Here is a 23488-nt window from a genome sequence, read left to right on the forward strand (position 1 = left end):
TGATCCCTCTCCCTGTCAGCCGCTTCCGTGCTGGTCGGCACCGAAAGCCCTCTCCCGTAGGCGGAACAGTTCGTCCCGCGCTGCTGCAGCCTTCTCGAATTCGAGATTGCGCGCATGCTCCTGCATCTCTTTTTCCAGCTTCTTGATCATGCGGGCAAGCGCTTTTTCGTCCATGAGAGCGTAATCCGCCCGCGCCTCGGCCGCAATGGAAGCACGCTTTTCATCGTCCGCGGAATAGACCCCATCGATGATGTCCTTGATGCGCTTGCTCACCGTCCTTGGGACAATCCCGTTGGCCTCGTTGAAGGCAATCTGCTTCGTGCGCCGGCGCTCGGTCTCGTCGATGGCCAGTTGCATCGATCTTGTGACGCGATCGGCATAGAGAATGGCCGTACCGTGGATATGGCGTGCCGCGCGCCCGATAGTCTGGATCAGCGATCGTTCCGAGCGCAGGAAACCCTCCTTGTCGGCATCGAGAATGGCAACAAGTGACACCTCGGGAATATCGAGCCCTTCGCGGAGAAGGTTGATGCCGACCAGAATGTCGAACTCCCCCAACCGCAAGTCGCGGATGATCTCCACCCGTTCCACCGTGTCGATATCCGAATGCAGATAACGCACGCGTACGCCGTTCTCGTTCAGATAGTCGGTCAGGTCTTCAGCCATACGCTTGGTCAGCACCGTAACGAGGACCCGCTCCTTCGCCGCCACCCTGCGCTTTATTTCACCGAGCAGGTCGTCCACCTGAGTGCTGGCCGGGCGCACCTCGACGACCGGGTCGATCAATCCGGTTGGGCGCACCACTTGCTCCACGACCTGCCCCTGGTGCTCGGCCTCATACGCTGCGGGCGTGGCGGAGACGAAGATGGTCTGCGGCATCAGGCGTTCGAACTCGTCGAACTTGAGCGGCCTGTTGTCCAGCGCAGAAGGCAGGCGAAAACCGTAGTTCACCAGATTCTCCTTGCGCGACCGGTCGCCCTTGTACATCCCGCCCACCTGTCCGATCGACACGTGCGATTCATCGATGAACATCAGCGCATCGGGCGGCAGATAGTCGATCAGCGTCGGTGGCGGCTCCCCCGGACTGCGGCCGGACAGATGGCGCGAGTAGTTCTCGATGCCTTTGCAGAACCCCATTTCATTGAGCATTTCGAGATCGAAGCGGGTGCGCTGCTCGATGCGCTGCGCCTCCACCAACTGCCCCTGGGTCTGGAAGTGGTTGATCCTGAGCTCGAGCTCGGCCTTGATCGCCTCGATCGCCTTCAGCACGGTCGCGCGCGGGGTGACGTAGTGGCTGGACGGATACACGGTGAAGCGCCCGAGCCGGTGCTTGAGGTGGCCAGTCAGCGGATCGAACAGCGTCAGGTGTTCGACCTCGTCGTCGAACATCTCGATCCTGATCGCCAACTCCGCATTCTCCGACGGGAACACGTCGATCACATCTCCGCGCACGCGAAAGGTGCCGCGCCGGAAGTCGATGTCGGAGCGTGTGTATTGCATCGCCACCAGGCGCTGGATGAGATCGCGATGCGCCATCTTCTCACCCTCACGCAGGTGCAGGATCATGGCGTGATAATCCACCGGATCGCCGATACCGTAGATGCACGACACCGTCGCCACGATCACGACGTCGCGCCGCTCCATCAGACTCTTTGTCGCCGAAAGACGCATCTGCTCGATGTGCTCGTTGATCGACGAATCCTTCTCGATAAACAGATCGCGCGAAGGCACATAGGCCTCGGGCTGGTAGTAGTCGTAGTAGCTGACGAAGTACTCCACCGCGTTTTCCGGCAGAAACTCTCGAAACTCAGCGTACAACTGCGCCGCCAGCGTCTTGTTGGGCGCCAGCACCAGCGCCGGCTTGCCCATGTGAGCAATCACATTGGCCATCGTGTAGGTCTTGCCCGAGCCGGTCACCCCGAGCAGGGTCTGATACATCAACCCATCCTCGACCCCCTCGACCAGTTTCGCGATGGCCTCCGGCTGATCTCCGGCGGGCGGAAACGGCCGATGCAGGCGAAACGGACTGCCCTCAAAAGTAACGATGTCGACTGCGTGCTGCGAAGCACTGTCGTCTGAAGTCTGCATGCTAGAATTTCCGATTGTGCCGAGTGTCACCGGAACATCCGGAGAGACTCGCGTCAAACGTTGATTATTTCCCAAAACGCACGTCACGGCTCGGCCCGATTGCCAGCCCGACGGGCGAGAACCGCAAGCGCAACTGGAGCTAACATGTCTGCATCGATCTTCGCCAATGTCGAAATGGCGCCCCGTGACCCGATCCTCGGTCTGAACGAAGCCTTCAACGCCGACGCGCGCGCCGAGAAGGTGAACCTCGGGGTCGGCGTGTATTACGACGACAATGGCAAGATTCCGCTGCTGGGGGCGGTTCGCGCGGCAGAAAAAGCCCGTCTCGAAGCCATGCCGCCGCGCGGCTACCAGCCGATCGAAGGCGCCGCCAACTATAACAGCGCCGTTCAGAATCTCCTGCTGGGCAAGGATTCGCCGCTCATCGCCAACGGCCAGGTCGTCACCATCGAAGCACTGGGTGGCACCGGCGCGCTCAAGGTCGGTGCCGACTATCTGAAGCGTCTGCTGCCGGGCGCCAGCGTCTACATTTCCGATCCGAGCTGGGAAAACCATCGCGCGCTGTTCGAGTCCGCCGGCTTCACGGTCGAGAACTACCCCTACTACGATGCAGCCACCCGTGGTGTCAATTTCGACGCCATGAAGGCAAAGCTCGACAGCCTCCCGGCCGGCTCGATCATCGTCCTTCATGCATGTTGCCACAACCCCACCGGTGCCGACCTGTCCGATGCGCAATGGGACGAAGTGGTCGCCGCCTGCCGCAGCCGCAACCTGGTTCCCTTCCTCGACATGGCCTATCAGGGCTTTGCAGACGGCATCGACGCCGATGCCGTGGCGGTACGCGCGTTCTCCGCCAGCGGCCTGCAGTTCTTCGTCTCCAGCTCCTTCTCGAAGAGTTTCTCCCTCTATGGCGAGCGTGTCGGCGCACTGTCGATCATCACCTCCGGCAAGGAAGAAAGCGCACGCGTGCTGTCCCAGGTCAAGCGCGTCATCCGCACCAACTATTCCAACCCGCCCATCCATGGCGGTGCGGTGGTCGCAGCCGTGCTCAACTCGCCTGAACTGCGGCAGCAGTGGGAAGACGAGCTCGCCGGCATGCGTGATCGTATCCGCAGCATGCGCACCAGTCTGGTCGAGCAACTCAAGGCGGCCGGCGTCACGCAGGATTTCTCCTTTGTCATCAAGCAGCGCGGCATGTTCTCCTACACCGGCCTGAGCGCTGCACAAGTCGAGAAGCTCAAGGCCGACTTCGGCATCTACGCTGTATCGACGGGACGGATCTGCCTTGCCGCGCTCAACTCCAAGAACATCGCCTATGTGGCAAACGCAATCGCCGCAGTGGTGAAATAAGTTGTCCGAAGGGAATACGCGCAAAATTTGCGTTTAATTCCTTGACGAAATGGCGCGTGCTGCCTACAATGCGCGCCTCTGTTCCTCGATAGCTCAGTCGGTAGAGCGCCGGACTGTTAATCCGTAGGTCCCTGGTTCGAGCCCAGGTCGAGGAGCCAGACTGAATACCGGGCAATCATCAGCATGACGAAGTGATTGCCCTTGGGGGTCACCCCGACAATTTGATTTGCAGATTTATTCCTCGATAGCTCAGTCGGTAGAGCGCCGGACTGTTAATCCGTAGGTCATCCGTAGGTCCCTGGTTCGAGCCCAGGTCGAGGAGCCAGCATCAAGCGGAAAGCCAACCTTTCGAGGTTGGCTTTCTTGCGTTCGGCGGTCCCGAGTCGCGCACAATGACACGGGATGGATCATGCCCCCCAATGCCCCCACACGCGCACCCCAATCGGCTTTTCCGTCGTGCCGGCCGCCCGGCACCGTACTCGATGCACGCAAGCCGCGTCCTGCCGTAAGATTGCGAGCCACGCCCGGCGTTATCAAAATTGGAAGGTCCCCCCAAATGCTCGAACCGCACAAACCGCTCTCAGGGGTCAAGGTAGTCGAATTGGGGACGCTGATTGCCGGACCGTTCTGCACGCGGATACTGGCGGAGTTCGGTGCGAAGGTGATCAAGGTCGAATCCCCGGACGGCGGCGACCCCTTGCGGAAGTGGCGCAAGGTGTATGAGGGCACCTCCCTGTGGTGGTACGTCCAGGCGCGCAACAAGCAGTCCGTCACCGCAAACCTCAAGCATCCTGAGGGCATCGCCTTCGTTCGGCGTCTGCTTGCCGGCGCCGACATCCTCGTCGAGAATTTTCGTCCCGGTGTTCTGGAAAAACTGGGGCTGGGCTGGGAATCATTGCGGGCGGAGAATCCCGGCCTCGTCATGGTTCGCCTGTCCGGGTTCGGGCAGACTGGCCCATACAAGGATCAACCCGGCTTTGGCGCCGTCGGCGAATCCATGGGCGGACTCCGCTACGTGACCGGCTTCCCCGATCGTCCGCCGGTGCGCACCGGCATCTCGATCGGCGACTCCATCGCCGCCCTGTGGGGCGCAATTGGCGCCCTGATGGCGCTGCGGCACAAGGAGGTCAATGGCGGACCAGGGCAAGTGGTCGATGTCGCACTCTATGAAGCCGTTTTTGCGATGATGGAGTCGATGGTGCCTGAATTCGACGTCGTCGGTTTCGTTCGCGAACGCACCGGGAACATCATGCCCGGCATCACCCCGTCCAATACCCACACCACCCGCGACGGCAAGCACGTCACCATCGGCGCCAACGGCGATGCGATCTTCAAACGTCTCATGCTCGCGATGGAACGTCCGGATCTGGCCAATGATGCGACACTTGCCGACAACACCGGGCGGGACGCGCGACGCGAAGAACTCTATCGTTTGATCGATGAGTGGTGTGCGCAGAAGGATGAGGCGGAAGTGCTGGCCATCCTCGCCGAAGCGGCGGTTCCGGCGTCACGAGTCTACTCGGTGGCCGACATGTTCGCCGACCCTCAGTTCATTGCCCGGCAAATGATCGAACGCACACAACTGCCTGACGGCAAGCCGTTCAGCATGCCGGGCATCGTCCCAAAACTGTCGGAAACACCGGGCAGCACCGAATGGCTGGGTCCGCAACTGGGCGAGCACACGGACAAGGTGCTGGCCACGCTGGGCTACACGACCGAGCAGATCGCTGCGCTAAGAGCGGATGGTGCTGTCTAGTCGCGCCCATCTCGTCCAGACCTATCCCACCCTCACGGTGCGGCATGGCGCGCATACGGATCGATCGATGAAGGTAGAATGCGCGCATTCCTTCGACGGCTCCGGTTTCGCGAGCCGTACTCACCCTCGCTTGAAGTCAGTTAGATGATCCGTTTCTTTCTTCTTTTTCTTGCGCTCCTGGGCGGCCTGCTGGTCTTCGAATTGACGCCGCCTGCTCAGCAGTGGGTCGTCGTGCCATGGACATCCCTGCTCACCCGGATCAGCGCCGCGCTGATGCAGGCCTTCGATCCGGACGTCGTCGCCCATGGCAAGGTATTGATGGATGCGACCAGCGGCATGGGGGTTTCCGTTGAAGCCGGCTGCAACGGTATCGAAGCCTGCATCATCCTGCTGTCGGCCGTGCTCGCCTACCCGGCCCCGTGGCGGATGAAATTCGTCGGACTGATCTGCGGTATGGTCGCCATTCAGGCCGTCAATGTGCTGCGCGTGATTTCACTGTTCTATCTTTCCATCTGGAACCACAGTATCTTCGAATTCGCCCACCTGTATCTGTGGCAGGCCTTGATCATGATCGATGTACTGATCGTGTGGCTGGTCTGGATCCGTCTCGTGGCGCGTCGGGACGCCGGCCACAGGCCACTTCCCCCACCCATGGCGCAGGGTTCCGCATGACCCCGGCGCCGGCCTTCAGCGTGATCGGCGGGTTCTTTCTGCGAATCCTGCTGTTTCTCGTGCCCACACTCATGCTCTGGTACTGGGGGCGTGACTGGGTGGCCGCCGCGCCCGCATGGCTGGCCGGGAAGACTCTGCACATGTTCTTTCCGCACTGGGTCGTGACGGTCGAACGCGAAGGGCCGGCGCATGTCCTGGTCACACTGCTGCGAGTGGCCATGCCTGATGGCCGCGTTGGCGAACTCACACCCGAAGTGCGCGCCCTGAGCTACTGTTACGGCAGCGCCCTGCTCCCTGCCCTGCTCCTTGCAAGCCGGGCCACCCGCCTGTGGTGGAAGATTCCACTCGGACTGGTCCTGCTGGTTCCTTTTCAGGCCTGGGGCCTGAGCTTCGCGTGGCTGCTGCAGATCGCATTTCAGTCAGGGACGTCGGTGGCGGCCCAAGCCGGCATTTCGGCGTTCGGCGCCAACCTGATCGGCGTAGCCTACCAGTTCGGCTATCTGCTCATGCCGGCGCTGGCGCCAATCCTGATCTGGTTTGCCCTCGACCGCACGATGGTGGCCACCGTATTGATCGAGGGCGCACTTTCGGGCCGCCAGTAACCGCCGACGTCTGGCAATCTGGCTCGCATTACCCGCCGCTGAGCGCCTGCACGATCAGCAGTTCATCGCCGTCCTCAAGCCGAGCCGCCAGATCGAAAACCATCTGCTGCCGCCTGAACAGGCGAATATGGCGACGAATGCGGCCCTGCTCGTCGATCATGCGGAAGCGGATGCCCGGGTACTGCCGCTCCAGATCGACAAGTACCGCTGCGACCGTATCGCCGGTGGCATGCACCCAGTCAGTCCCAGTGTACGACCTCAGCGCGCTCGGAATGAGGACTCTCATCGGCGTGCGCTCAAGGCAGTTCGGTAACTTCGACAGCATAGATTTCCGGCAGATGCTGCGCCATGCAGGCCCAGCTCTCGCCCTCATCCCGGCTATACCAGAGCTCACCGCTGGTGGTGCCGAAATACAGCCCGACCACGTCCTGCGCATCGGCACACATGGCCTGACGTTTCACCGTCCACCACGCCTGCGCGCCCGGCAGGCCGCGGTCGAGACGCACCCAGCTGTCACCGCCGTTGTGGCTCACATACGCGGCGGGTCGTCCGCCGGGGCTGGTACGCGGCCACACATCGGTGCCATCCATCGGAAACACCCACAGGGTGTTGTCGTCACGCGGATGCACGACGATCGGAAATCCGATGTCACCGACCTCTGCTGGCATGCTCACACCGATGCGCTGCCAGCGCGAAGCCGGCCGATCCAGCCGATAAATGCCGCAGTGGTTCTGCTGGTAGAGACGATTCGGATTGCTCGGGCACAGCCGCACGCAGTGCGGATCGTGGAAGCTCGCATCGGTAGCGTCGAACCCCTCGACCACCTGCAGGCCCTCGATCAGCGGCGCGAAATGGCGCCCGCCATCGACCGACTCATGAACACCGCCGCCGGACATGGCGAAATAGAGATGGTCGGGGTCGCGCGGATCGATGATGATCGAATGCAGCTTGGGGCCGTCGGGCGTGCCGTCCTGAACGGTGCCAAACCATTTTCGATATTGCGGATCGTCGTTGATGCAGGAATACGGAGACCATGACCTGCCGCCGTCGTCGGACCGGAACAGTCCCTGCGGCGAGGTGCCGGCAAACCACACGTCCGGCTGCGCGGAATGTCCCGGCGTCAGGGCGAAGGTGTGATTGACGGCACGCGCCTCCAGCCCATTCACGGCGGGGCCGAACGCGGGCGGTCGCTCCGCTTCCTTCCAGCTGGCCCCGAAGTCGGTGGAGCGGAATATCGTCGGCCCCAGATGCCCGGTAGACGCCGCGGCCAGCAATGTGCGGCCGTCACGGGGGTCGAGCACCATGTGGTTGATGATGTGCCCGAGAAAATGAGGGCCGTCCGCGCGCCAGTGTTGTCGCGAAGCATCACCGCGAAAGATCCAGGCACCCTTTCGCGTAGCGACCAGAACAGCCGGATGTATATGGTTCGCGCTCATCGTTCTGCTCCTTTGGCCCGTTCAGCCTCGATCGCCGCCACGGTTTCACGAATCGGGCGGACGGGACGAATCTCGATACTGCCCACGCGCGCAGGCGGTATTGCGGCCGCCAGTGATATGGCCTCATCCAGATCGCGCGCGTCGATCATGTAGAAGCCCGCAAGCTGTTCCTTGGTCTCGGCGAAGGGGCCATCGGTCACCAGGCGCCGGTCGTTGCGGACCCGCACCGTCGTGGCCGTGCTCACCGATGCCAATGCCTCGGACGCGAGACAGTGTCCGCTGCCGCGGATCTCACGGTCGTAGGCCACGCACTCCTCGTCCGGCAACTCCGCCAGCCGGGACTCATCCAGGTACACCAGGCAGAGGTATTTCACGGCTGGGCACCCTCCATGCTTCCCTCGACATTGACCATCCAGCCAACGCCGAAGCGATCAACCAGCATTCCGAACGCAGGAGACCAGAAGGTGGGTCCCAAGGGCATGCGGACACTGCCCCCTTCGGCGAGCGCGGCAAACAGGCGAGCGGCCTCGACAGGGTCGGCGGGCGACAGCGAGAGCGAGAAACCGGCGAAGCCCGGATCCTCGTTGCAGCCGTCCGACAGCATGAGCACCGACTCGCCGAGCTTCAGCGATGCGTGCATCACTTTTTCATCGTAGCCGGGCGGCACGGCGCCGGGCGGCGGGGTATCGGGACTGTCCTTGTAGCGCATGAACATCTGCAATTCGGCACCCAATGTCGCGCGATAGAATTCGATCGCCTCTTCGCAACAACCGGGAAAAAAAAGATAGGGCTGGATGTGCATGATCTGCCTCCGCATGTTTGATTTGAACGGATGAATCACTTGGACCGCGTGCGCGATTCGCATCGCCGACGCCCTGTAGTCGATTGGCACCCGTCCAAATCGACACGCAGACAAAAAAATCTTCATCGCCGCGACAAGTGCGCATCTGGCCGCGTGCGCGCTCCGGCAGATGGCCTTGCCGCATCCGCTATCGGCTGCATTCAGCCTGCGAGTTCGATCAGGCGCCGCTCGATAAGCCGGCGCTCGGAAACCTGTCGCGTCAACGCCAGCGCACGCCGGTAGGAATTCAATGCTGCCTCCCTGCGCCCCAACCTGCGACAAAGATCGGCATGCGCGGTGTGGGCAAATCGATAGTCGCTCAAGGCGCCTGTCGCCATCAGCGCCTCGATCAGCAGCAAGCCGGCTTCGGGTCCGTCGCGCATCGCCACCGCAGCGGCACGATTGAGCTCGACTACCGGCGAGGGGTCGAAGCGGAGCAAGACATCGTAGAGTCCGACGATTTCGTGCCAGTCTGTTGTGTCCGTGCTCGGCGCTTCGGTCAGCACCGCCGCGATGGCTGCTTGCAGGGCATAGGGGCCATAGCGGCGCGATCGCAAGGCATGCTGCACCAGCCGTCCGCCCTCCTCGATCAGGGCCTGGTTCCACAATGACCGGTCCTGCGCGTCCAGCAGAATCAGGTCGCCGTCGGCCGAAATGCGCGCCGCACGCCGGGACTCGTGCAGCAGCATCAACGCCAGCAAACCCTGCACTTCGGGTTCGTCCAGCAGGGTCACCAGCAGACGCGCGACCCGGATGGCCTCGGCGGACAAGTCGCTGCGCGTCGGCGAATCCCCCGTCGAGGCGAGATAGCCCTCGTTGAACACCAGGTAGATCACCTGCAGCACGCTGGCGAGGCGTTCCGGCAACTCGTCAGGCGAGGGCAAGTGATAGGGAATGCGGGCAGTGCGGATCTTGGCCTTCGCACGCACGATGCGCTGCGCGAGTGTGGGCGCAGGAACCATGAACGCATTGGCAATCTGCTCGGTGGTCAGACCGCACACTTCCCGCAGCGTAAGCGCGATGCGCGCGTCCGGCGCAAGCGCAGGATGACAGCACAGGAAGACCAGCCGCAGCCGGTCGTCCTCGATGCCTTCGTCGGCCTCCGCGGGTTCGCAACCCATCGAATCGACCAACTCGGCCACGTCCTCCTGCGACACGAAGCGTGCGCCGCGGCGGATGGCATCGATGGCCTTGAAGCGCCCGACGGAGACCAGCCATGCGTAGGGGTTGTGCGGCACGCCCTCGACCGGCCAACGCTCCAGCGCCGCCCGAAAAGCGTCGTGCACCGCTTCTTCCGCACGGTCGAAGCCACCGAGCAGACGAATCAGCGTCGCCAGTACCCGCCGCGAGTCCCGGCGATAGATGACCTCAACCCGTGCGGCGATCTCGCGGGCATCGTCCGCAGGCGGCGCACCACGCGCCGGATCATCCGCGCGCGCGTCCATCTTCCCCTTCCCGCACGAAAACCAGGCTCAAATCGACCACTTCTGCCCCCTGTTCCGCAGGCTTCGGCTAGACGCCAAGCGCGCAAGGATACGATCCCTGCGCAGTCATCGCCCCCTTGCGAACTATAGTCCGGGAAGATGAGCCGCGAGCGAACGCGGCGTCCGGCCCTGACTCAAATTGCTCACCGCCGGCGTCCGCGAGCACTACCGCCCGACCTCGCAGGTCGGCGGCCCCGTAACGCGTCCTCATCGACCTTGGGCTTGGGCATCAGCAGGTTCTTGCCCCCCTGTTTCGACAGCGCAGCCTGAACGCGGAGTGCCTCGTCGAACTCTGCGCCCCCGATCGGGATGGAGGGACTCTTCTCCGCCGGCATATAGACCGACAGCTTTTCGCGCAGCAGAAAGACCTGCTCATCCGGCTCGGCCTTTCGAGGCAGTTCCCGCGCCATGCCTTGCGCACTGTCCGAGGCCAGGTAGCCGCCATCGGCCGCCAGCAACAGTCCGTGCGTCGCCAGGCGACGAAATGCCTCGCCCCACTGATTTGGCACCGCTACCTGAAAACCCAGCAGATCGGCCGCGGCCACGATGTCGGGCAAGGTGGCAGGGCGACGCTTGGCCGAGAGAAGAACCGCCAGTAGCAACTGGGCGTCGATATTGTGGATCGGGTACATGGCGCGCCTCGGGGCAGTCTCTGCCCTCAAAGCGCGCCATCATGCCCTAGTCGGGCCTCGAACGCATCAACGGCCGAAGCCCCAGCCCTGCGCGAGTGGCATGTCCCGTTGCGGCATGCCAATGTGGAATCCCTGCACGTAGTCGACGCCGATGTCCTGTAGCAGGTCCAGGGTTTCCTCGGACTCGACGAACTCGGCAACCGTCCGGATGCCGATCTCCTGGCACAGTTTGGACAGATTCCGCACCAGTGCCCTGTCGACGGCAGAGCTCGCGATATTGCGCACGAACGCACCGTCGATCTTCACGTACTCGAAATGCAGCTCGCGCAAATAGTGGAAGGAGTTGTAGCCACTGCCGAAATCGTCGAGCGCGAATTCGAAACCCTTCGCCCTGAGCCTGCTGAGAAAGCGGCGCATGCCGGTCATGTCGCCGATCGCGTCGCGCTCCAGGATCTCGAACACGACCTGATCCGGCCGTATCTGCAGCTTCTGACAGTGAGCCTCCGCAAACCCGAGAATGTCGCGCCCCTGGATCTCCTGCGCGGACAGGTTGATGAAGATGCGCTGACCCGCACCGCCGCCCGCGGCGGGAACCGCATGAAGATGATTCAGCGCCTGCTCGATCATGCTCCGGTCCAGGCTGCGCCCCAGACCGTACTTTTCCACCGTGTCGATGAAGGCCCCGGCAGCAATGGTCTCTCCCTCGGGCGTAATCATCCTTGCCACTGTTTCGCATGCAAAGAGCTCGCCACTACGGCAATCGACGATAGGCTGGAAGAACGGCACGATCCGCCGCTCATTCAATGCGACCCGCAGGATTTCGGCGTAGTCGCGGGTGGTACGGGTGGCAAGCAGCCGATCTTTCACCGCGTCGAGAGAGCAGGCACTGTCCTTGCCCATTTCCTTGGCGCGATACATGGCAATATCGACGCCTGCCATCAGATCGGTGATGGTGGACGCATCGCCCGGAAACACCACCACGCCGATCGACACCGTCACGTGAAAGTTTTTTCCACCGGGTTCGATGAAAGTGCGCTCGCGCAGCGCCCTGCCGAGCTTGTCCGCCACCCGCATGGCGCCTTCGCGTCCGGTCTCCGTGAGCAGAAGCGCAAATTCGTCGCCGCCGATACGGGTCGCAAGGTCGCCCTTGCGAATCGCCTCACGCACGGTTTCCGCGACACCGCACAGCACGCTGTCACCCGCCGGATGCCCGTACGAATCGTTGACGTCCTTGAAGTCGTCCAGATCGAGCAGAAGCACCGCGAACTCGTGCTGATGGCGCTCGGAGCGCCCGATCTCATACTCGAGCATGGCCTGGAACTGGCGTCGGTTGTAGAGCCCGGTCAACGGGTCGTGCGCCGCGTAGTACTCCAGTTCGCCCAGCGTGCGCGACAAGACCTTGCTCGATCCGACCACCATCACCAGCACCGCGAGAATCGACCGGATCACGCTCTGCTCGCGCGGATTCAAGGACATCGACGACAGGTAGGTCACCCCGAGCAGGCCCGCCAGTTGGGGGGCATGCTCGGGCACCTTGACCGTGATCATCTGGTTGTTTCGCGGATTCTGGATCTGCCGTCCGCTGGCAACGTGAAACTCTTCATAGTCGATCGCGGTAGATGCCGGCAGTCCGAGCCCCTCCACCATGTGCCGTGACAACTGCTCTCGAATCGCACGCCGTGCGTCATCGGTACTGCCGCCCATGTAGTACACATGCATCATCAGCCCGTTTTCTTCGGCAAAGGCGACGAAGAACATGTCGAACGGAAAGATGGCATGAAAATCCAGCAGGATCGCCTGAACGAACTCGCGCCATTGACCGACGCGCTCGTGCGACAGGATGATCTGCTCCAGGACCTTGCTTTGGCGCTCGAGCAGATCGCGCTCGATCAGCGAGTGCTGCATGATCTCGAACATGTGATTGAACTCGTCAATCACGCTGACCAGATGCCGTGTATTGGAGTTTGCCTGACGGTTGCGCTCATCCAGCAGCAACGCACGGCTGCCGTCCAGACGTTCGCACAGTCCCGCGATCTCCTCCAGTTCTGCAGCATCGTATTGTTCGGACATACCGTCGAGCCGCTGCCGGATCTCACCGAGCGTGGATTGCGCCATGTTGCCGAGCACACCTGCAAACCCGTTCGCCCGGACCTGCGTTTCCAGCAGCGATCCGAGCCGATCGATGACGCGGCGACGAAGCGCGCCGATGTTGATGACGGGCTCGGCGCCCATGACCGGCCCGCGTTCAGTCAGCATGGTCGAAACGCCCGCCCGGACCCATCAGGTCAACACCGCAACGCAGGTCGCGCAGCCACGCGAGGAACTGGCCCACCGCCTCGCCCCGATAGACGGGCCCATGCTGGGGCGCAATCATGTCGATATCGAGGCCGGAAATCGTTTCCAGCCAGCATCGGATCGCCCGGTTCGAACACATGTAGCGCCGATGAAAGCCCTCGACAAAAGGCAGATGGGCGGCAAAATCGTCCACATACGGATTGTCGCACTCGTTGGGCATCATCGCCGCACCGATGTCACCACTGAAGAGGATGCGTGAAGTCGGATCATAGACGTTGAACTGCCCCTCGGAGTGCAGGAAATGAGCGGGTACCAATTGCAGCGGCATGCCAGGCACCGGTTCGACGCTCATTCCCTCATCCGGAATGCCGACGAAACGTTCCATGTCCGACAGGCCGTAGTGCGGCAGAAAACGCAGCCAGATCCTCGAAATGAAGATGTCGGCCCGGATCAGCTCCATCCAGGTCGTCAGCCCGCCGATGATGTCCGGATCCTGATGCGAAAGAAATATGGCATCGACGGCTTCCGGCTTGATGTAACGCAGCAGCTCCGCCAGCACATGCGGCATGACACCGAAGCCACCCGGATCGAGCAGTACGCCGCGACCGTTGCGGACGATCAGGTACTGATTGGAACGGATTCCACCTTCTTCGTCGGTTTCGCTCTCATTAAGCAGGATGAAACGATGATCGTCGCGTCTGAACAGTTCGATATTTCGCATCTTTCTGAAAGGTAAGATCCGGCCGCGCAGCCCCCGACGGAGGAGGCCAGGCCCGGCGATATTTATCCTGAGGATGATCGCTGCTTCCGTCTATGCGACGTGGAAGCAGGCGATCCTTTGCCCGTGCAATTGATGTGGTTATCGGGGCAGGACTATAACTCCCCACACTGGGCAATAGAAGGTCATTCTGACTGTCACGTCGGATACCTTTCACACCAGCGTGCAAAAATGCACGACTCGCCCCAAAACACGCCAGACGGCCCTTTCAACCTTCATCGCGGACATCAGTGATGGGTGCGTCTTCGGCGTCGTACATCGCCATCTCCATCCGCAAAGGCGTGACGGGCCGCCGTCATGTCGGCGAGTACGGCTGCGACCTTGTAGTTCAGCGAACCGCGCGGCATCACGCCCTTCGAGTCCGGTACACCCGCCGGAATTCCGGTCAGGACGGCCATTGCCTCGTCGACCGTGCATACCGGGTAGATGTGAAAGCGTCCCGCCCGCGCCGCCTCGACCACATCCTCGCGCAGCATCAGGTGGCGCACACTGACCGCCGGAATGACCACGCCCTGAGTCCCGTCGAGCCCGCGCGCCACACACAGATCGAAAAAGCCCTCGATTTTCTCGTTGACGCCGCCGATCACCTGCACCTCGCCAAACTGGTTGACCGACCCGGTGATCGCCAAGCGCTGCTCGATCGGCAACTGCGTAAGGGACGATAGCAGCGCGCACAACTCGGCCAGCGATGCCGAATCACCTTCGACCGGTGCATAGGACTGTTCGAACACCAGGCTCGCCGACAGCGACAGAGGTTGATGGCGGGCATAACGCGCAGCGAGAAAAGCCGACAGGATCAGCACGCCCTTGGAGTGAATGGCGCCACCGAGCTCGGCTTCGCGCTCGATATCGACGACATCACCTTCGCCCAGGCGCACCGTCGCCGAGATACGCATTGGATGGCCAAAACGTTCGCCGGCGAGTTCGATCACCACCAACCCGTTGATCTGCCCGGCACGCGCACCGCTGGTGGCAATCAGCGTCGTGCCATCGAGCATCGACTCGCGAACGCGCGACGGATAACGGTTGCTGCGTCGCATGCGCGCTGCGAGCGCGGCCTCGACGTGCTGGCGAGTGACACATTCCGCACGATCCAGACGGGCAAAATGGTCCGCCTCCCGCATCAGATCGGCGAGCATCCGCGTCTGCAGCGACAATCGGGCCGCATCCTCGGCAATCCGGGCGCCGTGCTCCACCATTCGTGCGACCGCGCTACGGTGGAGTGGAAGCAGCTTGGCGTTGCGCGCGAGCATGGCCAGCAGGCGCGCGTACTGCAGTTCGTTGTCTCGCGTGCGTGGCAGATCGTCGTCGAAGTCCGCGGCAACCTTGAACAACTCCGCAAATTCGGGATCGTGCTCCATCAGCGTGTAATAGAGATCGCGATCACCGATCATCACCACTTTCAACGCGCAGGGTACGGCCTGCGGCTCGAGGGTCAGCGCGCCGCTCCAGCCCTGAGCTTCCGCCGGCGGCTCGATGCGGATTTCGCTCGAGCGAAGGGTGCGCTTCAGACCCTCCCATGCAAACGGCTGGGTCAGCAGGCGCTCGGCATCGACGACCAGGTAGCCGCCATTGGCGCGATGCAGCGCACCGGCTCGAATCAGGTTGAAATGGCTCACCTGGGCGCCCTGTTGCACCACATGCTCGACGCGGCCGATCAGGTTGCCGTAGCCCGGATTATTCTCAAAGACAATTGGCGCACCGGTCGAATTGGCGTGATCGACCAGCACCTTGACCTGATAGCGGCTGAACCGGCCGGCATCGTCGCTATCGGCTTCGTCGTCATCCTCGTCGATCACGATGCCATCCACGGCGTAATCGAGGACATCCTTGACCACTGCATCGAAGAAGGCCAGGACTTCTGGCAGGTCTGCATGGCGCTCACGCATCGCGCGCATCAGGTGGCTGACAGCGGGCGACAATGCCTCGTGCTCAGCCCGAATCATCGCTTCGCGCAGGCTCTTGCGCCAACCCGGGAATTCGTTGAGCAGATCTTCCAGCTTGTCGCTCCAGCGTGCGACCCGCGCTTCGATCGCATCGCGCTCACTCTCGGGCAAGGCATCGAAGGCCTCGGGGGCCATGACCTCGCCGTCGGTCGAAGGCGCAAAAACGAAGCCATCGGGCGTCTGCAGCAAGGAGATCCCTTCGCCCGCGCATTGCTGGCCGAGCTCGCGCAGGGCGGTCTCCTCACGGTTCTTGTGGGCGGACTGCAAGGCCTCGATGCGTTCGTTGTGAGGATCGCTGCCGAGCGCGCTCTCAATGGCCGGCCCCAGATCGCGAATGAAGGTCTGCATCTCGGCACGCAAGGCCGCGCCGCGCCCCGGCGGCAAGGTCAGCAGGCGCGGATGCAGGGGCTCATCGAAATTGTGCAGGTAGCACAGATCGGGCGGCACGGGCTCGGCCGCGGCACGTTCGCGCAGCAGGCGGAAAGTCGTGGCGTGCTTGCCGCTACCGGCTTCGCCGAGGACGAAGACGTGATAATCGCTGTGCCCCATCGACAGACCGAACTGAAGGGCCTCCATGGCCCTCGCCTGTCCCAGATCGCCGGGATGGTCGTCGAGTGTCGCAGTGGTTTCGAAGGGAAACTGCTCGGGGTCGCAGCAGGCCCGCAGCTGCAGTGCGGACAGAGGCGCAATGTCGGCCATGTTGTTGTTCTCCTGAAGCCGAAACGAGGATGTAGGGTGTCCGGCCATTCAGACCGGACCCCCTACATCTTTACCTCTGGCGCGCGTGGCGGCAAGTTGCAGATTGAATCATCTGCCCGCGGGGCGGATCCGTTCATCCCCCCAGCGCAGGTCCACCGGCTCGTTTTCGAATTGGGGAAACAACCTGTCGTGCTCCATCTGCAGTCGCATGATCGTCATCGCATGTTCAGGCAGGAAGCCCTGCCGCTTTCCACCGCGAGTGTCCGTCATCAAGTTCATCAGGTAACGCCGGCACTCGCGCGACCCCCACATGAGATCGATCTGCTGCAGATGCGGATAACGTTCATAAAGCGCCTTCGTGTCCGTCTTGTACGGAAGCGGGCCAACTCGTGCATTCACGATCCAACTCCTTCTGCCAGGCAAACCCGGGAGGCTTGTGGCCGTAGGGTCCATATAAGCATTTTTATCATTTAATACCGAATTAAATCGTAATGTTCAACTTTAGTATTAGATTAATACAGTGCGTGCCCATCACGTGTGAGCGTTTTCACGCTTCACGCCCCAATCTGGGCTGTCCTGCGCTATAAACCACATGAAGGGGCTTGCGTTGTTCGGCTTGACCGCAGACAAGGCCTTATGGAACAGTCAGGACGAAGATGACCCGGCATCGAGAAATCCGCCGACCGAGACCATGAAAATCATCCCCATACGAGACGCCGAATCACTTCCGATTCCCCACGCAACGACGCCCGACGGCCCCTTGTTCGACCGGCGGGGCCGGACCGTGCGTGACCTCAGGATCTCTGTCACGGACCGCTGCAACTTCCGCTGTGTCTATTGCATGCCGCGGGAAGTGTTCGACAAGGACTATCCCTTCCTGCCGCGCACGCAGCTCCTCAGCTTCGAGGAGATCGTCCGCGTCGCACGGGTCTTCGTGGCCAGGGGGGTGCGCAAGATTCGCATTACCGGTGGCGAACCCCTCCTGCGCAAGGACATCGAACGCCTGATCGAGATGCTGGCGCGAATCGACGGCGTCGAACTCACGCTGACGACCAACGGGGTGCTGCTGCCGAGAATGGCACAGACCCTGCGCGATGCCGGTCTGCACCGGGTGACGGTGAGCCTGGACGGCATCGACGATGCCGTCTTCCGCCGCATGAATGACGCCGACTATCCGGTGGAACGGGTGCTGGAAGGGATTGCTGCGGCGAGTGCCGCCGGCTTCGAAGCGATCAAGGTCAACATGGTGGTCAAGCGCGGCAGCAACGATCAGGAAATCGTGCCAATGGCGCGCCACTTCCGCCACAGCGGGCACATCCTTCGCTTCATCGAATTCATGGACGTAGGCGCCAGCAATGGCTGGAAAATGGACGAGGTGGTGTCGTCACGCGACGTCGTGGCACGCATCGCGGAACATTTCCCGCTGGAAGCCATCGACCCCAACTATGCGGGCGAAGTCGCCGAGCGCTGGCGCTACGTGGACGGCGGCGGCGAGATCGGCGTCATCTCCTCCGTCACCCACGCGTTCTGCGCGTCGTGCACACGAATCCGCCTGTCGACCGAAGGCAAGCTATACACCTGCCTGTTCGCACAGCGCGGCCATGACCTGCGCAGCCTCCTGCGCGGCGGCGCCGATGATCATGCGATCGACGACGCGCTGGCCGGCATCTGGACGCAGCGTGACGACCGCTACTCGGAACTGCGCACCGCGGCAACGGCGGCTGCGCCCAAGATCGAGATGTCCTATATCGGGGGCTGAAGCGCGCCCGCCGGCGCATCGTCCGGTTTATCGATCTCGTCCAGGCGGGCGGACTCGATCTTGTGGAAATGGGCGCTGATCTTGCGGCTCGAAGTCTGCACGTCCTGCACATCCTTGCTCGCCTGCTCGATATGCCGCGCCAGCGCATTCATGCGTTCGTCGAAGCGATTGAAATCCTTGGCGAGCTTACCCAGTGCATCCTGGATGACGTGGATCTGCTTGCGCGTTTCGACGTCCTTCAACACCGCGCGCGCGGTGTTGAGCACCGCCATCAGCGTCGTCGGCGAGACGACCCACACCCGCTTGCCCTGTGCATAAGCGATCACCTCCGGATGATACGCATGCAGCTCGGCGAACACCGCTTCGGCCGGCAGGAACATCATTGCACCATCCGAGGTCACCCCGGGCAGGATGTATTTGCCCGCGATCGCATCGACATGGCGCCGGACATCCGCACGAAAGGCCATCTGCGCCGCCTTGCGGTCGAGTTCGGCCAGCCCGTCGTCGAACATGCGGTGATAATTCTCGAGCGGAAACTTCGCGTCGACCACGACTGCCCCGGTGGGCTCCGGCAGTTTCAGCAGGCAGTCGGCGCGCATGTTGTTAGGCAAGGTAGCCTGAAATTCGAATGCGTCGGGCGGCATGGCGTTGCGCACCAGGGCCTCGAGCTGGACCTCGCCGAACGCCCCGCGCGCGCGCTTGTCGCCGAGCAATTCCTGCAGACTGACCACGTTGGTGGTGAGACCATCGATCTTCTTCTGCGCCTCGTCGATCGTGGCAAGCCGTGACATCACACTGGCGAAGGTGTCGTTGGTTTTGCGAAAACCCTCGTCCAGGCGTTCATTCACCTGACCCGCGAGCGTCTGCAGGCGTCCATCCACACTGCGGGTCAGCGCCTCGATGCTGCGCGAAAGCTGCACCGATGCCGCCCCCAGCCCGCGCTGCAGCAACTCGCGGTCGGCGCGCGCATGCTCGCCGATGCGATCGGTCTGCCGGCTCAAGCCTTCATGCAGGTCACGCAATACGTCGCGGTGCTGCGCGCCCAGCGCCTGATCGAGGCGCTCCCCCAGCCTGGATTGCAGGTCGCGCTCGATCCGGCCAGTGCGCAGCAGGACCCACAGCATCAGGACACCGACAAACAGCGTCAGGCCGACGAGGACCAGTTCCGCTTCTGTGAATAAACTCGTCATTTCAGCCCAGCGCCCTCAGGCTGGCCAAGGGAGGTCTCGACAGCAGCCCCCGAGTACCCAGCCAGCCGCCGAGCATCACGCCCGCTGCGCCCACCAGGGCGGACAGAATCAGCACTGCAGCATCGGGCGCGTAGGGCATCTTGAAAACGTAATGCGCCAGCCCCCACGCGATCGCCATCGCGCCAATACCGGCGAGCGTCCCCGCCACGACACCGAGTACCAGGAACTCCGCCCCGAGCGCCTGTCTGACCTGCCGATTGCGCGCGCCAAGGGTGCGCAACATCGCCAGCTCGAACTCGCGCTCGTCATGCGTCGCCTGCAATGCGGCCGCCAACACCACCAGCCCGGCGAGCACCGCAAAGCCGAAAACGAACTGCACGATCATGATCAGCTTGTCCGTCATCGACCTGACCTGGGCCAGCACGGCACCGATGTCGATCACCGACAGGTTGGGAAAGGCGGCGACCAGCCGCGTGGTGAAATCATGACTGTCCGCCGGCAGATGAAAGCTGGTGATCAGACTGGACGGATAGTTCTCGAGTAAGCCGTTCGACGCAATGAAGAAGAAATTGACCCGCATCGAATTCCAGTCGAGTGCCCGAATGCTGGTAATCGGCGCCTCGACCGACTGTCCCGCCACCTCGAAGCGCACCCGGTCGCCAAGCTTGAGCCCGAAGGTGTCGGCCAGCCCCTTCTCGACCGAAAACTGCGCCTCGGCACTTTCACCATGCCAGCGCCCGCCGACGACCTCGTTGCCCGCTGGCAATGCACTGGCGTAGGACAGATTGAATTCGCGCTCGGCCAGACGACGGGTGCGCCTGTCCTCGTAATCTTCCGCTTTCACCGCCACGTCGTTGATCGCCATCATCCGCCCGCGAATCATGGGTTCGATACCGGGCCGGGGCAAACCGGCATCGACAAAGAAGGCTTCGAGCGCTTCGCGTTGATCGGGCTGGATATTGATCACGAACCGGTTTGGCGCATCGGGCGGCGTCATCCGCTGCCAGCTGTCGAGCAGATCCCCTCGCACCAGTGCAAGCAGCAGCAGCGCCGTCATGCCGAGGCCCAGTGCGCTCACCTGAATCACGCTTGGCAACATTCGCCGGCCCAATGCGGCAATGCCGTACCGCCATCCCCCGCCGCGCAGGCTTCCCCTGCCCCTCGCCCGGGTCGCAAGCACAAGCGCCGCCCATCCCGCCAACGCGAACATACCGAGTGCAATCCCGAATCCGCCCGCCACCGCAAGGCCGAGGCGCAGATCCGCCGCAATCCAGAAAATCAGACCGAGCAAGGCCAGCATGCCAAGCACCCACACACTGCCACTCAAGGGTTCGGCGGACGAGATCTCCCGACGCAGCACGCGCAGCGTCGGCACCTTGCCCAGACGCAACACCTGCGGCAGCACGAAGCCGATCAACAGCACCATGCCGACCGCCAGGCCGTGCGCGAACGGCAGCATCGACGGTGCCGGCAGTGCGGTCTCGAGAACCTGGTGCAGACCATTGCCCAGCCCCCACTGCACCACCCATCCCAAGGTCGAACCTAGCATCGATACGACAAGACCGAAGATGACGAACTCGCCGACGACGATGCCCAGCACCTGCGATTGCCGGGCACCCAGGCAGCGCATCACCGCGCACGCGTCGAGATGGCGCTGCATGAACCTGCGCGCCGACAGACCGACGGCGACCGCCGCCAGAATCACCGCCAGCAATGCAGCCAGACGCAGGAAGCGCTGCGCCTGATCGAGCGCCGCGCGTACTTCGGGCCGCGCATTCTCGATCGTTTCCACTGACTGCCCGCGCCCGAGCGCACCCTTCGCCCATGTTTCGTACGCGGCAATGCCTTCCGGCGTCCCGGCCAGATGAAGGCGCCAGTTCGCCCGGCTTCCGGCCGTGATCAGACCGGTGGCCTTCAGATCCGACAGGTTGAAGATGGCCCGCGGCAGCAGGCTGAAGAAATTCGCGCCGCGATCGGACTCGAAACTGATCATGCCGCCGACGCGGAACTCGCGCACGCCAAGACTGACGGTATCGCCGACCCTCGCGTTGAGTTCGGCAAACAGACGCTCGTCCAGCCACACTTCGCCGGCCCCGGGCACGCGCCCCGCCACTGCATCCGGCTGGTTCGGACCGGCCGCCAGACGCACCGCGCCGCGCAGCGGATAACCCTCCTCCACCGCCTTCACGCCCGCCAGCACGGCGGCATCCGCGGTGCCCACCATGCTCGTGAACAGCACCGTCTTCGCCACCACCAGCCCGCGCCGCCGCGCCTCGTCGACAAAGGTGTCTGGCCACGGCTGGTCCGCACGCAACAACAGGTCGCCACCGAGCAACTGGTTGGCTTCACGGTCCAGACCCCGCCCTACCCGATCGGCGAGGAACCCGACGCTGGTCAGGCTGGCAACGGCAATGATGATGGCAAGACCGAGCAGATGGAGTTCGCCTGCGCGAAGATCGCGGCGCATCATGCGAAAGGCGAGACGAAGTGAATTCATGAACAATCCGGGAGACGTAACACGGAGATTGACGGCCCCGCGGCAATTCGGTTCAACGCAGCCACCCTGCCCGATCAGGCATGAGGGGGCAGGATTCGCTTCACCAGCTCCACCCAGTAGGCAACACCGACATTGAGGATATCGTCGTTGAAATCGTAGTTCGGGTTATGCAGCATGCAGCCGCCCTCGCCCGGCCCGTTTCCGATCCAGACGTAGGCGCCGGGTTTGCGCTGCAGAAAATAGGCAAAGTCCTCTGCGCCCATGCTGGGGCGCGCACCGGTATCCACGTTCTCGCTGCCGACCAGGCTGGCCGCCGTCTGCGCACACAGCGCAGCCTCGGCAGCCGTATTGATGGTCGGCGGATAGCCGCGGCGATAGGCCAGCTCGATACGCACGCCGAAGGCCGCTCCCACACCCTCGCACAGCTCCCTCAATCGACTTTCGATGCGCTGCTGCACCGATTCCGAGAACGCCCGCACCGTTCCGCACAGCGTCGCCCGGTCCGGAATCACGTTGTAAGCTTCGCCCGCATGGAACTGCGTGACCGAGACCACGGCCGCATCTGCCGGGTCGAGCGTGCGCGAGACGATGGTCTGGATCGCCTGCACCAGTGCGGCACCGGCAGCCACCGGGTCGGCCCCGAGGTGCGGCATCGCCGCATGCGCCCCGGTACCGAACACCTCGATGTCGAAGCGGTCCGCACTCGCCATCACCGGCCCCGTGTGCACCGCGAACTGCCCCGCGGGAATGCCCGGCCAGTTGTGCATGCCGAACACGGCCTCCATCGGAAAACGCTCGAAGAGCCCGTCTTCGATCATGACCCGGCCGCCCCCTTCACCCTCTTCCGCAGGCTGGAAGATCACATAGACGACGCCGTCGAAGTCGCGCGCCGCGGCCAGCGCCTGCGCCGCGCCGAGTAGCATCGTGGTGTGACCGTCGTGTCCGCAGGCATGCATGCAGCCGGCGTGGGTGGAGCGATGTTCGAAGGTATTGCGCTCAGTAATGGAAAGCGCGTCCATGTCGGCGCGCAGCCCGATCGCCCGCAGCCCGCGCCCGCCCCTGATCACCCCGACGACGCCAGTGCCACCAATCCCCTGATGCACTTCGATACCTGCCTTCTGCAACTCGCGCACGACGACGGCAGCAGTGCGGTGCTCGGCAAACGCCAGTTCGGGATGCGCGTGAATATCGCGCCGAATGGCCTTCAGCTCTGGCGATACGGGGGCAATTCGGTCGATGGCACTCATGTTCTTGCCTGTTGTATGTGAGTCAATGGCGTGGGGGCTTTTAGTGTATTACACCCACTCCGTCATTGCTGTGCAGGCTGCTTGGCGCACAATGGCGCCAACCGAGCGATTTGGGTGCTCGTCGATACGGGGTAGCACCAAACCGGTGCATCCATTGGAGGTTTCCCGCCATTTCCATGCAGTTCATCATGGCGCGGGAATTGCTCATGTTCATTT

General features: G+C 62.8%; 19 protein-coding genes and 2 tRNA genes. 7 read left to right on the forward strand and 14 right to left on the reverse strand.

Going from position 1 to position 23488, the window contains the following annotated elements:
• Positions 1–15 precede the first annotated feature (15 nt).
• Entirely contained in the window at positions 16–2088 is a 2073-nt protein-coding gene (uvrB, locus tag J5J83_RS06335; RefSeq protein ID WP_212346755.1) for an excinuclease ABC subunit UvrB, read from the reverse strand.
• 144 nt (positions 2089–2232) lie between these two features.
• Here uvrB and J5J83_RS06340 point away from each other — a divergent pair, with 144 nt between their 5' ends.
• From J5J83_RS06340 to J5J83_RS06365, 6 genes are all read left to right on the forward strand, one after another.
• Positions 2233–3438 carry an amino acid aminotransferase gene (locus J5J83_RS06340; RefSeq protein ID WP_212346757.1) on the forward strand — a complete coding sequence of 402 codons (1206 nt, stop codon included), beginning with the start codon at positions 2233–2235 and terminating at the stop codon, positions 3436–3438.
• A gap of 82 nt (positions 3439–3520) precedes the next feature.
• Positions 3521–3596 (forward strand) — tRNA-Asn (locus J5J83_RS06345).
• A gap of 80 nt (positions 3597–3676) precedes the next feature.
• Positions 3677–3763 (forward strand) — tRNA-Asn (locus J5J83_RS06350).
• A 231-nt stretch (positions 3764–3994) separates the two neighbouring features.
• Positions 3995–5194: a CaiB/BaiF CoA-transferase family protein gene (locus J5J83_RS06355; protein WP_212346759.1), complete on the forward strand. Its 1200-nt coding sequence runs from the start codon at positions 3995–3997 to the stop codon at positions 5192–5194.
• Between the two features lie 144 nt (positions 5195–5338).
• Positions 5339–5866: an exosortase H gene (gene xrtH, locus J5J83_RS06360; RefSeq protein WP_212346761.1), complete on the forward strand. Its 528-nt coding sequence runs from the start codon at positions 5339–5341 to the stop codon at positions 5864–5866.
• Positions 5863–6468 carry an exosortase H-associated membrane protein gene (locus J5J83_RS06365; RefSeq protein WP_212346763.1) on the forward strand — a complete coding sequence of 202 codons (606 nt, stop codon included), beginning with the start codon at positions 5863–5865 and terminating at the stop codon, positions 6466–6468. Before xrtH ends, J5J83_RS06365 begins: the two co-directional genes overlap by 4 nt.
• 28 nt (positions 6469–6496) lie before the next feature.
• Here the strand turns inward: J5J83_RS06365 and J5J83_RS06370 are convergent, their stop codons facing one another.
• The 10 genes from J5J83_RS06370 to J5J83_RS06415 all read right to left on the reverse strand — a co-directional run bounded on the left by J5J83_RS06370 (position 6497) and on the right by J5J83_RS06415 (position 16978).
• Positions 6497–6754 (reverse strand): MoaD/ThiS family protein, encoded by a 258-nt coding sequence (locus J5J83_RS06370; RefSeq protein WP_212346765.1) that lies wholly within the window; start codon positions 6752–6754, stop codon positions 6497–6499.
• A 10-nt stretch (positions 6755–6764) separates the two neighbouring features.
• Complete coding sequence (locus J5J83_RS06375; RefSeq protein ID WP_212346767.1) at positions 6765–7904, reverse strand: sialidase family protein; 1140 nt, start codon at positions 7902–7904, stop codon at positions 6765–6767.
• Positions 7901–8278 (reverse strand): YciI family protein, encoded by a 378-nt coding sequence (locus J5J83_RS06380; protein WP_212346769.1) that lies wholly within the window; start codon positions 8276–8278, stop codon positions 7901–7903. The genes J5J83_RS06375 and J5J83_RS06380 overlap by 4 nt, the downstream gene beginning before the upstream one ends.
• A complete protein-coding gene (locus J5J83_RS06385) occupies positions 8275–8706 on the reverse strand; it encodes a VOC family protein (protein ID WP_212346772.1) in 432 nt (143 codons plus the stop codon). The genes J5J83_RS06380 and J5J83_RS06385 overlap by 4 nt, the downstream gene beginning before the upstream one ends.
• Positions 8707–8906: 200 nt before the next feature.
• Positions 8907–10190 carry an RNA polymerase sigma factor gene (locus J5J83_RS06390; RefSeq protein WP_212346775.1) on the reverse strand — a complete coding sequence of 428 codons (1284 nt, stop codon included), beginning with the start codon at positions 10188–10190 and terminating at the stop codon, positions 8907–8909.
• Between the two features lie 182 nt (positions 10191–10372).
• Positions 10373–10861 (reverse strand): hypothetical protein, encoded by a 489-nt coding sequence (locus J5J83_RS06395; RefSeq protein ID WP_212346778.1) that lies wholly within the window; start codon positions 10859–10861, stop codon positions 10373–10375.
• A gap of 66 nt (positions 10862–10927) precedes the next feature.
• Positions 10928–13117 carry a bifunctional diguanylate cyclase/phosphodiesterase gene (locus tag J5J83_RS06400; RefSeq protein WP_249115635.1) on the reverse strand — a complete coding sequence of 730 codons (2190 nt, stop codon included), beginning with the start codon at positions 13115–13117 and terminating at the stop codon, positions 10928–10930.
• Positions 13107–13877: an MBL fold metallo-hydrolase gene (locus tag J5J83_RS06405; protein ID WP_212346780.1), complete on the reverse strand. Its 771-nt coding sequence runs from the start codon at positions 13875–13877 to the stop codon at positions 13107–13109. The genes J5J83_RS06400 and J5J83_RS06405 overlap by 11 nt, the downstream gene beginning before the upstream one ends.
• A gap of 284 nt (positions 13878–14161) precedes the next feature.
• Entirely contained in the window at positions 14162–16579 is a 2418-nt protein-coding gene (locus J5J83_RS06410) for an ATP-binding protein (RefSeq protein ID WP_212346782.1), read from the reverse strand.
• A 108-nt stretch (positions 16580–16687) separates the two neighbouring features.
• Positions 16688–16978: a hypothetical protein gene (locus tag J5J83_RS06415; RefSeq protein WP_212346784.1), complete on the reverse strand. Its 291-nt coding sequence runs from the start codon at positions 16976–16978 to the stop codon at positions 16688–16690.
• A 292-nt stretch (positions 16979–17270) separates the two neighbouring features.
• Here J5J83_RS06415 and moaA point away from each other — a divergent pair, with 292 nt between their 5' ends.
• Positions 17271–18338, forward strand: coding sequence for a GTP 3',8-cyclase MoaA (moaA, locus tag J5J83_RS06420; RefSeq protein ID WP_212346786.1), 1068 nt, complete (start codon positions 17271–17273; stop codon positions 18336–18338).
• Here the strand turns inward: moaA and rmuC are convergent.
• The 3 genes from rmuC to J5J83_RS06435 all read right to left on the reverse strand — a co-directional run bounded on the left by rmuC (position 18323) and on the right by J5J83_RS06435 (position 23272).
• Complete coding sequence (rmuC, locus tag J5J83_RS06425) at positions 18323–19528, reverse strand: DNA recombination protein RmuC (RefSeq protein ID WP_212346789.1); 1206 nt, start codon at positions 19526–19528, stop codon at positions 18323–18325. The two genes, moaA and rmuC, sit on opposite strands and share 16 nt — an antisense overlap.
• 1 nt (position 19529) lies before the next feature.
• Positions 19530–22025 carry an FtsX-like permease family protein gene (locus J5J83_RS06430; RefSeq protein ID WP_212346791.1) on the reverse strand — a complete coding sequence of 832 codons (2496 nt, stop codon included), beginning with the start codon at positions 22023–22025 and terminating at the stop codon, positions 19530–19532.
• 74 nt (positions 22026–22099) lie between these two features.
• Positions 22100–23272 (reverse strand): M20 aminoacylase family protein, encoded by a 1173-nt coding sequence (locus J5J83_RS06435; protein ID WP_212346793.1) that lies wholly within the window; start codon positions 23270–23272, stop codon positions 22100–22102.
• Between the last annotated feature and the right edge of the window lie 216 nt (positions 23273–23488).

The sequence above is a fragment of the Azoarcus sp. L1K30 genome (assembly GCF_018122735.1).
GTDB lineage: Bacteria > Pseudomonadota > Gammaproteobacteria > Burkholderiales > Rhodocyclaceae > Parazoarcus.